The following is a 14,075-nucleotide window of genomic DNA, read 5'->3' as shown; positions in this document are numbered from 1 at the left end:
TGACTACGTTAGAAAACTATTAGGGGCGGACTAGGGGCAAAAGATGGATCATATAAATAGAAAAAGGCTCACCAACATTATTAGCTGGTGAGCCTTTTCATTTACTACTTGATATTAAATGGTGTCGTTGTCAACGTGCCGAGTTTAGTGAAATAAGGTATAACTGTTCCCGCTTTATAGAACTCATAATAAATACGATATTTCCCAACTCCTTTTTTAAAGAATGGGATCGTTAGCAATTGTTCGATTTGTTTAGTGTTCGCTGACAAACCACCTTCTGAACCCTGCAGCACACGAGCGCTTTCCCAAATACTTTTTGTAGAATTGAACTTTTCAACTTTTACTTTCGATTCCACATCAAAAGGATTTTTGTTTTCAAATGCGATTTTTACGCCGCCCTCGCTCGTAGTAAAATTATCTTTGATCGGATTTACATAAATATTGCTTACATTTTTGCTTGTCATTTGTACATTCTCCATTCATTTATTATTTGACGCGAATTTTCTGGCCAGACACAATTTTATTGGCATTCTTGATATTGTTCCATGACTGCAGTTGTTTGACGGTCTGACCGTAACGCTTCGCAATCGTACTTAAATTATCACCAGGGCGAATTGTATAATACTGTACCACTGGCGCCGACACGGCTTTATTTTTACTTAGATACTTAGATGCAACATAAACCTCTTTCGCACCTGATTTGAGCTTAGACCAGCCGTTTGCGCTAGAAATCACTTGCACACGATCGTTCTTGTTCATTACACCTAATGACTTACTTGCCGCATTTGCTTTTTCACGGATGTTTAAATGTGCCGTATTAACATAATACGCTGTTGTTGCAACTGGTTTTGGTGCAATCGGTTTCGAGGGCGTCGTTGGTTTGGGTGTTGTCGGTTTTGGTGGTGTAATCGGCTTAGTAGGTGCAACCGAACCAAAAAACCAATCAAGTGTCTTAGAACCGTTTAAGTCTGACAAGTCGAGCGGTTTAATGCCCCCTGCTGTACCTTCACTTGTATACTGCCAAAGGTCACACGGGATTACTGGTTTATATTTAGCTTGTTTGGTGCCGTCGTTACTACCGTAGCGCGGTAGCCATCTAAAATCAGCTTTTACATTATCCAATCCGTACAATCCAACATAGCGGTGTTCGTAATAGAACCCAGTTTTCTTCCCAGCGGCTTTCAGTGTGTCAATGAATGCTTGTGATGCGGCCGCCAGATTTTTAGTCCCACACGCTTCGATAGTATCCGATTCCACATCAAGCGCCCAAAAACGCGCTGCCGAGTCCCCACGTTTTAGAAAATTTTGCGCCTCTACTTTGGCATCGGCTACAGAAACGAACATACCGTAAGCATAAAGTCCGAACGGGATGCCGTATTGTTTGGCCTTAGCGATAAAGATTTCATCTTTCGAATCGTCTAAGTTGCTACCGTACTGCACCCGAATAATCAAACCATCAATTTCTTTTTTTAACTTGTCCCAATCGAAACTATTTGGATTTTGGTGATGTGAAACATCTAAAATTTTAGCCATTATTTATCATCCTTTCTTGGTTCTTCATATTTTTTTGCTTGCTCACTGTCCGCGCTTCCTGCCGTTGTGGGGTCGATAATTAGTCCCCAAACGGCGAACACACCAGTTACAACGGTAATCACACGTTGCAACAACTCGTTATAATCCCATGTCATGCCAAATACATATAGAACAGCTTGCCCAACAAAAAAGATAGCCGCAATCATTGCTACTACCCAAGCCTTATTTTTAAATCGAACTTTCCAGTTAATGTTTTTCATCTATTTCCACCCCCTTTCCCCGCTTTTTCCAGAACCGTAATTCTAGTTTCGTGATCGGCAACTTTTCCATTCAATACCGAACGATCCTTACGACTTTCCTTCATCTCATTTGCTAAGTTGTCTACAGAAACCTTTAGTGGCTCCATCGTTGCTCTCAAAGTTAGATCGAGCGCTCTTGAATTTGCTTTCTGCGATTCTTTCAGCGCCGCGTTTTGCGCTTCCTGTGACTCTTTTAATGCCCTATTTTGCGCTCTGTTAGGTTTTATCACCCCATAACGTAGAACAAGCCCAATCAACGTACATAGCGCCGCAAACTCGGTAATACTTAAACCTAAAATACGCATTTTAATCACCTCATCCCATAAAAAATACACCCGTTAAGGTGCTAATCAATGTCGTATCGTAGTGTGCTAAGCCAGACAGAACTATCCGCAACTGCCGATACTAGCTCTAAATCGCCATTTATTTTCGCGTACAGTAACGTTGTAGTTCCTGCTACACCTGTTTGTTGCCCACCTGGAAAGCCTTCTAAATATGAATCTCCTGTTCTAAACCCTTCTGGCATTGTTGCAAATATGCCTTTTGTTGTATTCCCTGATCGAACTAACAACCCTCTAAATCTAACTTCATTTCCAATTTTTCGATAGCGAGGAATTGAGGTTCCAGCTGAAAAGCCAGATTTCAATACAAGCGGTATCCAACCAGTATCTGCAAGTTTATTATCAATATAAGTCTTGACTGTATCAGCTTTTGCTTGTGCGCCCGTAACCGTTTCACCCTCTGCCCACGCGGTCCATACGCCGACCATTTGAGAACGATAGTAGGTTTTGTTATTCGTGACGTCCGTTACTCGTTGGAATGTCGTGTCTCCGCTTCTACGATGAATTTCGACATCTAAATACAATCCGACTGCAGGCGGTTTATTCGCCATCAAAGAAGTAGCATATACAGAATAGAAGCCTGTTTCTGTAAACGCGTTCCAATCCGCAACACCTGCTGGAACACCCTTAGAATATCCGTTGTCGGCTGTTATTTTAACGCCTTTCTGCCAGTTCGTTGTGGAAGAAATAGGAACAACTTGATTGGCATCAATAGAAGCTATTACTGCGTTTGCCCTTACTACTGCCGCATCCACACCACTAGATGCGGTCGCCAACTCTGCCAACGCGTCGTCTAATTCCGCTCTTGAATCTGCTATTTCTGCTTGTATGTCCGCATTTAACTGGTCTATATCACTCGCGAAGTTAGGCATTGCAATATTCCCTTGCAACGGATCTGCTTCAATCACAAGTTTAAAATCACGGGTACTTGTTCTATTTTTGGCCGTTCCTCCTTGTTCGATACGGAAATGACAGTTAAACACCCCAGCTTGTGCAAAAACATTAGCAGGCAGCGTATAGTCAAATTTACCGTTTTTCAAATCAGGATTAGAGATTGATAAACTATCTCTAAAATAGGTACCATCTGGACGTGCGAATGTGAAATACATAGTTGCGCCAGTTAGGTCCACTACTTTTTTTATATCGTCGCTCGTATCAAAAGCCGATACATTTAATACGACTAAATCTTTATCCCCAACTCGGCCCCAAACTTCGGGATTATAACGAACTACCTTATTCAAATCCACATCAATCTGTAATTTTCGTAAAACCAATTTTTCTCAACACCTTTCTAATCTTTTTCATAATGGATTGTAGCCGTGTGAGTTTTTTTCTCTCCTGATCTAACTCTTGGACTGTATCGAATAAGAGTTCTTCCAACGCATCGATTCGGCTATTCTGTACCGCCTTATCTTCCTCATTTTCACGGGCATACTGCCAAAGCCATGCAGATGTTTTGTATAAATCAACTGTTGCAATATCCCCACTATCTGAACGCAATAGGCTAGGCAAAAGCTCCGCGATAAAGCCGATGTTTTTATCTAGCTTCATTTGCTCGGCATCCTGGATCATGCGATACGCGAATACTTCCACATCTTTTATAAGATGCTTCGCTGTGAACTGCTCATACAAAATACTATCTGCTAGCTTCTCAATGTCTTGCTTAAGCGTTGCGCTAGATGCTGTTTCCCAAGATTTTGCACGAGCTGGAACATAGCGGATTTGCGAACCGCCACCAGATTTCCAAGTCGTGAAATCAATAAATGCTACCAAACCATCTGGGCTTGATCCAATATACTTCCATCCATTAGAGTAATCCAGTGGGCTTTCCACACCAGCATACGGAGAAAGCCTAATGACCATATCTTGATTGACGACTCCCGTACTTTCATTTACTGCCTCAATCGCCAATCCTAAATCTCCGTTTGTGTTCATGCGGATTTGTAACGCTGGGTATGGTTTGGCATCCTTTTTAGCGGATAAACTAAAGCCAACACCGCCCCCAATCTGTAAAATTTCTCTGTATTGTGGCATTGGTAACGGTGGCAAAAAGCTGGAATATAGCGTATCCAAGTAAGCGGCAGATCCGCGGATCGTCACCCCAATAATGTCGATAGCTTTTAAGGTCCCTGTGGTAATCATGTCAGCCACGATTTTACCGTCGTATGTCATGCCTAGCGTGTACAATCCTTTATATCCTGTCTTAGAGTGTCCAAGCCCTCCTGCATTCCACCGCCATACGTTTCTTGCTGTATCAATATTGTTAGTATCCATGATTAGAATTTCTTGCGGGTTGGTTAACGATGGATAAATGACAATATTTCCAGGAGGTGCGGAATTTAGGGTATTCGTCAAATCATTGTAGGCATCCTCTAGCCATTTGTTTCCGTCAATTTTTTCGTCTAAGCGTTGTTCCACATCACCAATTTGGCTAGCTAAGTTGGTGCTTGGTTCGCCTAGCTCAATTTCGTCATACCTTTCTAGTAATGCGTTGAATACCGTTCGAATAACCTTGGCCTTGACGCTGATTTGTAATGGATCAAAATAAACGGAAACCGTATCACATAAAGAAATACGCTCAAGCATAGCAATTTCTTTGTAGTTCTCTGTTTGCCATAAATTCGCAAAGGAAACGATTAAATTTACTTTGGGTACACCTAACTTATTATTATCCAGGTAAGCTTGCGCTGCCGTTCTTAAAGTCGCTACATCCTTCACTGTCTCGTCATAGCTGAAATCTTGCATCAGTGTATTATTGACACGATAAGCGCCCGCGTTTTCACTGTTTAAAATGTATTCTGGCAGTGTAATGAGTGTGGTTCCGCCGTCCCCGCTGTTTATTTGAGCAAAGGGGTAAATAGAGGTGTACGTTTCGTTTATGCTCTCCTCTTGCTCTGCGGTAATGATGTTTTTCCCATACGCAACAATCACACCGTTATCTTTTCCACGCGCCTTGTGCAGCTTGATTGTGTCATTATCGAACTCAAATTCGCCCTTAAAACGGTCTAAAATGGAACCTTCCATACCACCGAGCGCCTCGCGTGCTAAAGCTGGTACTTTTAGTTCGTAATTGACCATGCTTGATATATCGGACCATGCTGTAAATTTATGAGGATGTACCGTCTTTCCTAATATATCTGTCATGGCCGCGCCTGGTGTGCGATTACCTTTTAAAATATCGGACTTTAGAGGGTTCCCCATCAGATCGTAACTGCAATGGTGCGTTTTTATGGTTACTACACCATTTGTAACCTTACCGACCGAGTAAATAGCAAATTTCTGATCTGCGCTCGTGTCGTTTGGCTTGGCCTTGATGATAGCGCCGTTCTTTAGTTCGCTGAATAAAAGACCAGTTGCGGGATATAATAGCTCTAACTCATAGATGCCATTACGTTCCTCTGTCACGAGACAAGACCGCGCTTCTGCTAATTGTCCAAGTCCAAGGTGTCCGAAATTAGTTTCTGTTTGTTTATATAAAATTGGAATCATATGTTTACCCACCTCGGAACTATTTCCATTTTAGTTACATTAATAGATGCTTCGATTGTGTTATTACCTGGGGGGATATTAAAAAAAGGATACGAAAATATCTTGTTAGACAAGTTTTCCGCTCCTCTTTTTCCCTGCAGTAATTTGCAATCAATCTCGATATAATCGGTAATACCTTTGAACTGCATTTTTTGCTGATTAATAAAAACATCAAAATCACCCTTGCCATACAAGCGCATAATTGGCTTGCTCCGCTCGAATGTCGGGTTGTAAATCGTTGCTGGGAACTTTGTATAGGTCTTGACTCTTTCGCCCTCATACGCACGCCTGTGAGGTTGTGCGCTAAATTCTATGACACCCTCGCCGACTTTCTCCAAATGCTCTACAAATTCCATCGCATTTGTAACGGTCGCCATACGATAATACGCTGGATCATCTGGCGTATATAACGGCTCGTCTTTGGAAGAATATAAGTACGCTACAATCTCGTGTATTTGTTCCTTTACTGTACAACCAGGTATTGGCTTCGCGATAACAGGAAACGAAATAATCACATTTCGATAAAATCCACGGTCGTATATTAATTCTTCGCTTAAGCCATCCACTTCGTTGTTCCGTTCGACTACTTTTTCAGGAAAAGGAAACGTTTGGCCATGCTGAACAAACAAACCGAGTTCATCGCTTCGCTTTCCTTTATATTCAAAATAAGACATAACTATTGCCTCCTCCAAGGATTTTTTGTACGCTCAATTTGTTGTCCCAAACGCCTGGACAACGAATTGATGTCCTCTGGAGTATTGTTGTAAAACTTATCAATTTTAAGCTCCACTGTATTTGTACTCGTGTTGCTTGTGTTGGTATTTTGTTTTGCGTAATCACGCCCAGCACGTTCCATCATCGACTCACTCAAGGAGTGCGGGATAATTCGCGAACCACTTGGCAAGTCGTAAATTTCATCGCCACGTTCGTGTAAGGTTGTTAACCCTCCACCAAAATTCGGAGAACCATTCGCATTCTGCATCACACTATTTAGCGCGTTCATACCAACACTACTAACTGATATACCCAAACTTTTTCCTGTCGGTGTCCAATTATTCCATGACCATTTTAAATTATCTACTTCTCTTTGTGTTTGAGCTGCATTGGTAAATACATCTGCATCTTTAGCATAGAAAGTTGTTCCATTCCAAACTCTATTTGAACCTTGAACTTTGCCCAAAGTAGCTTGAGAATTAGTAAAAATATTTGCATCCTTTTTTCTAAAGTTCGTATTTGTCCATGTCCCATGATTTCGTAAAACTTTATTTATTTCTTCTTGAGAGTTACTAGAAACCACCGCTAAGCGCTCTTTCCACGACATTTGGCTCCATTTACCATTTTCAATTAAAACTTTTTTACCTGTCTCACCTGCATTTGTTGTAACTGAAGCTAGTTTTTCATCCCAAGGTAACGCATTCCATGTTGAATTGGATGACAATGCTTCATACAGCGTATCGCTTGAATTAGATGCAAGTACAGCAGTTTGCGTTTTGAAATCTAGCTTATTCCATGTTTCCGTATCGATTAAAGCATCCTTAACAACATTTTTAGTGTTTCCCTTTAGAATTGCTTGTTTTTGTTGGTACGTTAAATCATCCCATATACCCTTACCTTCTAATATTTTCTGTATTTCTTGTGGTGAATTGCTGTTAATAATAGCCGATTTCGTCTTAAAATCTAAGCCCTCCCATTTTCCACCTGCATCAAGTGCTTTCATAGAAACTAGACCTAGGTTATCGACAATATTTTGTGATGATTGCTGTGTGATTTGATCCGCAGTTTTATATTCCATTCCCCAATTCGCCATTACTCGCTTTATAGTCTGCTCCGAATCCCCAGCCGTTCGCATTGCAGTCATCCAATTATCGCCTATAGTATCAGTCATTTGAGTATGTGCATTAGTTAAGCTTTCGGTCTGGGATATAAAACTACTCTCGTCTATCACCCCAGCTTTGTATAGCTGCTTTAAAACACCTATATTTTTTTCATATTCTTTATTTTCTTTACTTAATGCTATTGCTAAATCATCTTGTCGTTGTTGTAGTTGTTCGGCATTCATACCTGATAAATCGTTATTTAAAGCCGCCATAACAGCCTTCTTCTCTTTGCTAGACAATCCCAAAAGATTTACTTGGTCCTCATACATGCTTTTTTGAATAGCATTTACTGTAACTTTTTCTTGTTCTGTAATACTACGGTTTTCTTTTGCCGCATTCGTATATATTTCTGATACTAAATCAGAACCTTTCTTTGCTTCACTAGTCATGGTTTCCGTACCTGATTTATAAGCATCTAGTTGTGGTTTCAACGTGGCTTTTATTGCATCTGGTAGCTTGTTATATTCTTTCTCCGCCTTACTAACAGCATCTTTTGCGGTCTTATCAATATTATTCGACATCCCCGCCATCGCGGTTTTTACAGTTTCAGCATTCGCAACTGTATTTGTAGAGAAATTGTCCATAGCTGTGCTAGCCTTACTTGAAAAGTTTTCAAATTTAGTCAGTGTATCATCTGCATACTTGCCAACATCAGAACCCCATTTTGCTGTTCTTTCTCTCGATATATCCGCTTTTTCTTTATAGTGATTCAAAGCTATTCCTAAACCAATAAGAGCAACGCCAGCCGCTGCCGCCGCAATCCCATAAACACCAAATGAACTCGCACCAATGCCAATTTTCGCCCCTAAACCAGCAAGACCTTTTCCCGCTACTCCTGTTTTCCCAGCGGTTTCTTCCAGTGCATCGCTCGCACCTTTCGCCCCACCTTTGAACATGCTAAGAGGATTTAACAAGCCACCAAGAATGGATGTCAAACCTCCAAGCGCTAATTTCCCAGCGCTTCCCGCGGCTACTAAAGAAAGTACAATACCAACAGTTTTTTGCATTCCAGGATTCATGCTATTAAATAAATCGGATGCGGTTTTGATACCATTAGACACATAGGGTAAAACCTCGTCTGCTAGATCGAGAAAGATATTGGCGACTGGCAACAGTGCCGCGCCAGTTTCACGTAGAATCTTTTTCATGCGTGTAAACGTGTCGTTTGCATCGTTCTTATTCATCTTGTCCATTGCACCTGAAACATCACCAATAGCATTTTTAGCGTTCCCCATCGCGTATACGGTTGTATTCCCCATATCCTCGAACTTAGTTCCCATGAGAGCTGTTCCAAGTTGTGTAGCTTTCTGCTGGTCGTCCATCCCTTCCAGCTCTTTTGTAATTGTTTTGAACATCGTAGCTGCTGTAACTTTGCCTTTTTGATACTCTTTAAACATTTTTTGCGTATCTTTGGACATGGAACCCATTGCCTCGGATGTGGATTTAGATCCGTCTTGTAATCTGATTCCAAATTCCTTGATTAAATCATTGACGTAATCAAGGTTATACGCCCCATCTTTTGTCCCTGCGATCAAGACATTAAACATTTCATCCGCTGAAAAGCCAGCTTGTTTGAACAATGGTGCATACTCGGAAATATTGTCGAACATTTCATCCGAGAAGTTTAAGCCTTTTTGCGCACCAACTGCCATCAGGTCAAAAGCTTCTTTGGAACTAATGCCAAAACTCTCCATAATGTTCCCACCAGCACGGGCTACTTCGTTCACATCTGCATCAAACGTTTTAGCAAGCGTTAAGGCGCTTTTAGTGGCAAACTTTAATTCCTTGCCATCAATTTTTTGCATGTTCGTCTTGACCTTAACTAGCGCGTCAGATACTTCTTCCACGCTCTCGCCAAAGCCTTCTTTCCAAACTTCCTCTACGGTCCCATTTAACTTTTTCGCCTCGGCGCTGGTAAGGCCAAAACTGTTTTGGATTTTGGTTTGAGAACTAGAAAAGTCCTCGGCTGTTTTTAAAGCAAGAACCCCCGCACCCACAAAAGCGGCTTGAATGGCTGGTTTTAATGTGCCGAGTGTTTCCCCTACTTTGGATAAACCATCCCGCATTTTACTGCTGGACTGGTCTACCTCGGCGCCTGATTTAGTCGCCTCATCGCCGACACCATCAAACGCTTTTTCCATTTTTTCTAATGCTTCTACCCCATCATCAACGCCATTTTTCACACCTTTAGCATCGACAATCAGTTCTGTTCGCAATTCTTCTTTTGCCAATTAAAACACCACCTTCCCGCCAAAAGCGGCAAACATAGCCGCCGCATCTTCTTTTGTTTCCACAATCGGTTTGGCTTTTTTCTTCTCAAATTCAAACGGTTTGAATGGATCATGTGTACCACGATAAAAGTTGGCCAGACTGTTCGTTATCACATCGCGATCTCGTAACATGTCCATTTGATCCATTTCGATTTTACGCAAGTAAGCGGCCGTGTACTCTCTCTCCGTCATGTCCCAGAAGGCAGTATGCGAGATACCAAGGTCAATAATTGCTGCTCCGTAATCTCGTTCGATACTAGGGACTTTTTTATGTCGCCATCTTCCTCCGCTGCCTTTTCGATAATATTTACAAGTTCCTCATATTTCTGGTGCTGTTCCTCCGTCATAAATGCAGCTGAAAGAGCTGATAAGAATAGTTTCTGTACCTCATCTTGCCCAAGTTCACGAATGGCCAAATCTAAAATATCACCCGTTTGCTCTACGCTGATAACTTGCCCGTTCGTGTTTAACATGGACCAGATTACGGCGCCCATTTCTGTTTCGTTTACCTCGCCATTTGAAACGGCATTCCTAAAAAATGCTTTGGCATTAATACCAAAATCCCGTTCCAAGGCTTCTTGCCTGAAACGGGACAATCTTAACTTATACACACCACTGCTTATTTTCAGCTCTTTAAACGGTAAAAAATCGCTTGCGCTCATGTACTAACCTCCAAATTCATTCTCGTATCGTTTCTTGCCAAAACTCCAGATATTGAGACGCATTTTTAATCTGAAATGAAATAATATTATCAACTTCTAAACCATCAAACTCATATTCAAATTTTCCGCCTTCATCAGTATTTACAGATACTCGGTTATTATTTTCTAACTTCAGATATAATTTTGTATCTGGAGCAAATACACCAATAACTATTGGATTATCTACTGTGACATTGAGCTGTAATGGATCCTCAAACCCTGTTTCAAATCTGTATGGTAAATCGTCATACCTCATAAAATAACAACTCCTTTACGGTCAAGTTGTTTGTTAGTCGGATCATAACCAATAATATAAACTTGGTCTGTTTTAGCGATAACCTTATCCTTTGAGTAATATTGAAAATTAGACGTATCTATCACTTTCACCTTTGTTCCCAGAACACTATTCACCTCTAAAGCAACCGTGGAAACATCGCCTGTAAATGTCCCTGTTACATAATTTGAACCTAACGTATAGCTTTTGGGCGCTAATGTTCCTACTGGATCACGTGCAACGGTGCTTTGATTGGTTGAATACTCGTTACCAACTTTTGTTTCAACTTTAAAGACATCGCCAACAACAACTGGTGAAGCACTCCATGAATAGACTCCCGTTTCTGCATCAGACCAAATAATCGTCTTAGCAGTTCCGTTTTGGCTAATTCGAACTTGAATATTTTTAGCTGTTACACCCGAAATAAGTTTCTGTGATGTTGTCACTGGATTAAGTGATATTTGAGGTATCTCAACCTTAAACGTTGTTCTCATTCCTTCAATGATTGGCGTTCCTGATTTGCCGTCAATCACACACACTTCATACAATTCATTGGGAACAATGTTTACATTCCCCGTTAGGTATACTTTTAATACTTCACCTGTCATTGTACCCGTTGCGAACGCAACTGATTCCCCGTGTTTATATATCCTACAATTGGTAATGTTTTCTCCCGCAGTGCCTGTACCAGTTAGATACGTAGAACCATAGTAATAGGTATCTATAATAGGTTTTATCACTCGTGTTTTTTGTATAATTTGTGCTGATTTCGCCCCTTCGGTATAACCGTCAAACACTGAAAATTGTGCTACATGGCTAGTCATTTGTTCCAGCCCTTCAAACAAAAAGCCTGCTTCATAAACACTAAATGGGACACTCGCTGAATCTAAATACGCTAAATATTCTAGCGCATCATTCGCGGTATCCCATTCATATTTTATGCTAGTATCAGTAAATTCAGTTACACGAACATTTTGGGGCATATTAGGGTGTAGTTACTGTAATCTTCGCCACGCCTTTAATTGTCGTATCGAAGGAAGAAAAGTAATTTATATCCACTGTCCCCGCTTTCACTCCTGTAACGGTTCCCGCGCTATCTACTGTCGCGATCGTGGTATCCATAGAAACAAAGATAGCTGCTTTAGATGCCGTTGCTGGTACTGCAGTTAGTACGATTGGTTTCTTTTCATTCACTTTCACACTAAGCGCCGTTGCAGTTAGTGTGGTTGGCGCTTCGATTTTGCGTTGTACCACTTGCCCCGTACCTGTTAAGCTAAGTTTGTAACTAACGAGATCTTCTTGTGCGCCATCTTCAGACATATCTGTAATAATCCCGATACCGATTGTTTCGCGCATCCTGCCGAAATCCATTTCTGATACAATGACAACGCCACCACCCTTATTGTACGCTTCATCCAAGTAATCAAATGCGGCATCACTAGAAGGCAACGCGCCATCAACATCCACGGACCAATCTTTCAATCCCTGAATGTACTCTTTCGTATCGTTATACGGCTTCACTGGAATATCTTCCGCAGCCACACCAACCTGTTTCATGATGTCGTAGTAATTTAAAATACCGCCTGTTTTCGTTGAGACGTCGATCGTGTCCGCAGTCTTATTCATCGTAGAACTACGTTGGCCACCGATGGCCATTACTTCGTTTGTGTCTGGATTAATAATACGAACAATTTTCTTCACGCCCAGATAGGACGCCACTTTTACTTTCATTTTTGATTCTGCCATTTTTTCAAACCTCCATTATTTGTTGTATGTGAAGCGTGTACTGCAATTCTTGTTGTAAAAAACCGTTATCTTCCGACGGATCGTTTTCAACGCCTTTTACAGCATCGATCGTGAATCCGTCTATTTCGAGCTTTTCCGAAAACACGCCATAAATCTTGGCCATATCCTCGTAAATACGGATAAAACTGTCATACTCATCAATGATATTCAGCGTTAAATAACGAGTCATACCATAGCTTGTTTTCGTGTCCTCTGGCAGTCCCGTGATAAACGTTAGGACGGTAGCGGGATAGTTAATTGCTTTTATTACTTTGCCAGTAGCATCGGTTTCCTCTTTCAAACTAAACCCAGCGTTTACATCGGCACCACGTAAAGCGGCCAACAACAATTTATGCAATGCGGCAATATCCAATTTTCTAATCATGAAATTTCACAGCCTTTAGCATGTCTTTTTTGAAATCCTTTTCGTGCGCTCTAACGGCTGTTTCGAAATTATGATCGCCTTTGATAAAGCGGGTTTGCTTCACCCGTTTAAAGGTACCTGATTTTTTATCGTAAAACAGTTGCCCTTTACGGACCATATGCCCCTTTTCTTTGAACATAACGTGGTCCGAGTTGTTATATACCGATGCGCGTATTTCTACGCCAGAACGCTCGATTTCGGCAACGGTGCGCCGTCTTAAGTCCCCAGTATCTACGCGCGCATTAGACTTGTATTCATCGCGCACATTCTCAACAAAGCTTTGTGCGGCATCACCAGAACGCTCGACAACCTCTTTCCCGTACCGCTCATACTTCTTTTGCAGGGCATTAATCCCCGTTGTTGATACTTTCAGCTTCAATTTTTGCCACCTCACAATTGAACAAAAATACCTTTTTTAAATCCTTTTTGGGTAGTACGGAGTAATATGTCCCTTCCGTTTCGCTGCCTTCATCCAACAAAAAAAGCAAAGTGGCCGCATACGATTTACGATCACGGCACAATACCTTTGCCATCTTGTTTATTTTTTCTAAGCCGTAGAGCTTTGTCTCGTCATTCGTAAATGGCGTCACAGCAACATCAAAAGAAGCTATTTTCGTATATGCGGCAACCGAGTCACCCAAAGCGTTTTCTTTGCTATCCGAATAGTAAAAGATCGCCTTTCTGTCATATCTCAATAGAATATCACTCCTTTGTGCTTGCTACCCTCATCTTTGACCAAGCCACTGATATACCTTTCGAACTGTTTGTCATACGGTTCTAGTAGATCATCAATAAATGAACTTGAAATAACATCAATGGACTCACTTGTTAGCCCTTCGCTACCGATTCGATTATATGCCGATACAGACGCATCAACGGCAATACTGGACAATACCGCGGGAAAGGCAACTAAACCTACCCTAATCGCAATATTATCTGTAACGCCCTGTATAAGCTCTCCTAGCAATTCATCTTTGGCGTTATCTGTAATCGATAACCGAACATGTACTCGGCTTAAAATATCACTTGCCACATTCGCCATA

General features: G+C 41.3%; 17 protein-coding genes. All 17 read right to left on the bottom strand.

The features are described from left to right. Positions 1-104: 104 nt before the first annotated feature. The 17 genes from DUK53_RS14970 to DUK53_RS14890 are packed head-to-tail and all read right to left on the bottom strand — an operon-like array spanning position 105 to position 14,074. On the bottom strand, positions 105-464 hold the full coding sequence (locus DUK53_RS14970) for a hypothetical protein (RefSeq protein WP_124893004.1): 360 nt from the start codon (positions 462-464) through the stop codon (positions 105-107). Between the two features lie 22 nt (positions 465-486). After that, on the bottom strand, positions 487-1,533 hold the full coding sequence (locus DUK53_RS14965) for a GH25 family lysozyme (protein WP_124893002.1): 1,047 nt from the start codon (positions 1,531-1,533) through the stop codon (positions 487-489). Beyond that, positions 1,533-1,793, bottom strand: coding sequence for a phage holin (locus tag DUK53_RS14960; RefSeq protein ID WP_124893000.1), 261 nt, complete (start codon positions 1,791-1,793; stop codon positions 1,533-1,535). The genes DUK53_RS14965 and DUK53_RS14960 overlap by 1 nt, the downstream gene beginning before the upstream one ends. Further along, positions 1,790-2,137 (bottom strand): hypothetical protein, encoded by a 348-nt coding sequence (locus tag DUK53_RS14955; protein ID WP_124892998.1) that lies wholly within the window; start codon positions 2,135-2,137, stop codon positions 1,790-1,792. Before DUK53_RS14955 ends, DUK53_RS14960 begins: the two co-directional genes overlap by 4 nt. A gap of 41 nt (positions 2,138-2,178) precedes the next feature. Beyond that, on the bottom strand, positions 2,179-3,447 hold the full coding sequence (locus DUK53_RS14950; RefSeq protein ID WP_124892996.1) for a BppU family phage baseplate upper protein: 1,269 nt from the start codon (positions 3,445-3,447) through the stop codon (positions 2,179-2,181). Further along, positions 3,422-5,662, bottom strand: a complete 2,241-nt coding sequence (locus DUK53_RS14945) for a phage tail spike protein (RefSeq protein WP_124892994.1) — start codon at positions 5,660-5,662, stop codon at positions 3,422-3,424. The genes DUK53_RS14950 and DUK53_RS14945 overlap by 26 nt, the downstream gene beginning before the upstream one ends. Further along, the gene (locus tag DUK53_RS14940; protein WP_124892992.1) at positions 5,659-6,375 is read right to left on the bottom strand and encodes a phage tail domain-containing protein; all 717 of its coding nucleotides are present in this window, start codon (positions 6,373-6,375) and stop codon (positions 5,659-5,661) included. Before DUK53_RS14940 ends, DUK53_RS14945 begins: the two co-directional genes overlap by 4 nt. Positions 6,376-6,377: 2 nt before the next feature. Then, entirely contained in the window at positions 6,378-9,809 is a 3,432-nt protein-coding gene (locus tag DUK53_RS14935) for a phage tail tape measure protein (protein ID WP_124892990.1), read from the bottom strand. Continuing rightward, the gene (locus DUK53_RS14930) at positions 9,810-10,040 is read right to left on the bottom strand and encodes a hypothetical protein (protein WP_124892988.1); all 231 of its coding nucleotides are present in this window, start codon (positions 10,038-10,040) and stop codon (positions 9,810-9,812) included. Further along, positions 10,037-10,510: a hypothetical protein gene (locus tag DUK53_RS14925; protein ID WP_124892986.1), complete on the bottom strand. Its 474-nt coding sequence runs from the start codon at positions 10,508-10,510 to the stop codon at positions 10,037-10,039. The genes DUK53_RS14930 and DUK53_RS14925 overlap by 4 nt, the downstream gene beginning before the upstream one ends. Positions 10,511-10,526: 16 nt before the next feature. Further along, on the bottom strand, positions 10,527-10,805 hold the full coding sequence (locus tag DUK53_RS14920) for a hypothetical protein (RefSeq protein WP_124892984.1): 279 nt from the start codon (positions 10,803-10,805) through the stop codon (positions 10,527-10,529). Next, entirely contained in the window at positions 10,802-11,806 is a 1,005-nt protein-coding gene (locus tag DUK53_RS14915; protein WP_124892982.1) for an immunoglobulin-like domain-containing protein, read from the bottom strand. The genes DUK53_RS14920 and DUK53_RS14915 overlap by 4 nt, the downstream gene beginning before the upstream one ends. Position 11,807: 1 nt before the next feature. Then, positions 11,808-12,569, bottom strand: coding sequence for an Ig-like domain-containing protein (locus DUK53_RS17570; RefSeq protein ID WP_161564252.1), 762 nt, complete (start codon positions 12,567-12,569; stop codon positions 11,808-11,810). A gap of 4 nt (positions 12,570-12,573) precedes the next feature. Continuing rightward, positions 12,574-12,993 carry a hypothetical protein gene (locus DUK53_RS14905; RefSeq protein ID WP_124892980.1) on the bottom strand — a complete coding sequence of 140 codons (420 nt, stop codon included), beginning with the start codon at positions 12,991-12,993 and terminating at the stop codon, positions 12,574-12,576. After that, complete coding sequence (locus tag DUK53_RS14900) at positions 12,986-13,411, bottom strand: HK97 gp10 family phage protein (protein ID WP_161564251.1); 426 nt, start codon at positions 13,409-13,411, stop codon at positions 12,986-12,988. The genes DUK53_RS14905 and DUK53_RS14900 overlap by 8 nt, the downstream gene beginning before the upstream one ends. Further along, positions 13,380-13,727 (bottom strand): hypothetical protein, encoded by a 348-nt coding sequence (locus DUK53_RS14895; protein WP_124892976.1) that lies wholly within the window; start codon positions 13,725-13,727, stop codon positions 13,380-13,382. Before DUK53_RS14895 ends, DUK53_RS14900 begins: the two co-directional genes overlap by 32 nt. Beyond that, complete coding sequence (locus tag DUK53_RS14890) at positions 13,724-14,074, bottom strand: phage head-tail connector protein (protein ID WP_236637315.1); 351 nt, start codon at positions 14,072-14,074, stop codon at positions 13,724-13,726. Before DUK53_RS14890 ends, DUK53_RS14895 begins: the two co-directional genes overlap by 4 nt. Position 14,075 lies beyond the last annotated feature (1 nt).

The sequence above is a fragment of the Listeria sp. SHR_NRA_18 genome, from assembly GCF_003856515.1.
Taxonomy (GTDB): Bacteria; Bacillota; Bacilli; order Lactobacillales; family Listeriaceae; genus Listeria_A; species Listeria_A newyorkensis.
This window is presented reverse-complemented; position numbering and strand designations above follow the sequence as displayed.

What these genes read in the sequence shown, in the direction of transcription:
- DUK53_RS14925 (WP_124892986.1), bottom strand. Translation starts at nt 10,510, where the DNA reads ATGAGCGCAAGCGATTTTTTACCGTTTAAAGAGCTGAAAATAAGCAGT.
- DUK53_RS17570 (WP_161564252.1), bottom strand. Translation starts at nt 12,569, where the DNA reads ATGGCAGAATCAAAAATGAAAGTAAAAGTGGCGTCCTATCTGGGCGTG.
- DUK53_RS14890 (WP_236637315.1), bottom strand. Translation starts at nt 14,074, where the DNA reads ATGGCGAATGTGGCAAGTGATATTTTAAGCCGAGTACATGTTCGGTTA.
- DUK53_RS14970 (WP_124893004.1), bottom strand. Translation starts at nt 464, where the DNA reads ATGACAAGCAAAAATGTAAGCAATATTTATGTAAATCCGATCAAAGAT.
- DUK53_RS14940 (WP_124892992.1), bottom strand. Translation starts at nt 6,375, where the DNA reads ATGTCTTATTTTGAATATAAAGGAAAGCGAAGCGATGAACTCGGTTTG.
- DUK53_RS14920 (WP_124892984.1), bottom strand. Translation starts at nt 10,805, where the DNA reads ATGAGGTATGACGATTTACCATACAGATTTGAAACAGGGTTTGAGGAT.
- DUK53_RS14930 (WP_124892988.1), bottom strand. Translation starts at nt 10,040, where the DNA reads ATGACGGAGAGAGAGTACACGGCCGCTTACTTGCGTAAAATCGAAATG.
- DUK53_RS14905 (WP_124892980.1), bottom strand. Translation starts at nt 12,993, where the DNA reads ATGATTAGAAAATTGGATATTGCCGCATTGCATAAATTGTTGTTGGCC.
- DUK53_RS14915 (WP_124892982.1), bottom strand. Translation starts at nt 11,806, where the DNA reads ATGCCCCAAAATGTTCGTGTAACTGAATTTACTGATACTAGCATAAAA.
- DUK53_RS14955 (WP_124892998.1), bottom strand. Translation starts at nt 2,137, where the DNA reads ATGCGTATTTTAGGTTTAAGTATTACCGAGTTTGCGGCGCTATGTACG.
- DUK53_RS14945 (WP_124892994.1), bottom strand. Translation starts at nt 5,662, where the DNA reads ATGATTCCAATTTTATATAAACAAACAGAAACTAATTTCGGACACCTT.
- DUK53_RS14965 (WP_124893002.1), bottom strand. Translation starts at nt 1,533, where the DNA reads ATGGCTAAAATTTTAGATGTTTCACATCACCAAAATCCAAATAGTTTC.
- DUK53_RS14960 (WP_124893000.1), bottom strand. Translation starts at nt 1,793, where the DNA reads ATGAAAAACATTAACTGGAAAGTTCGATTTAAAAATAAGGCTTGGGTA.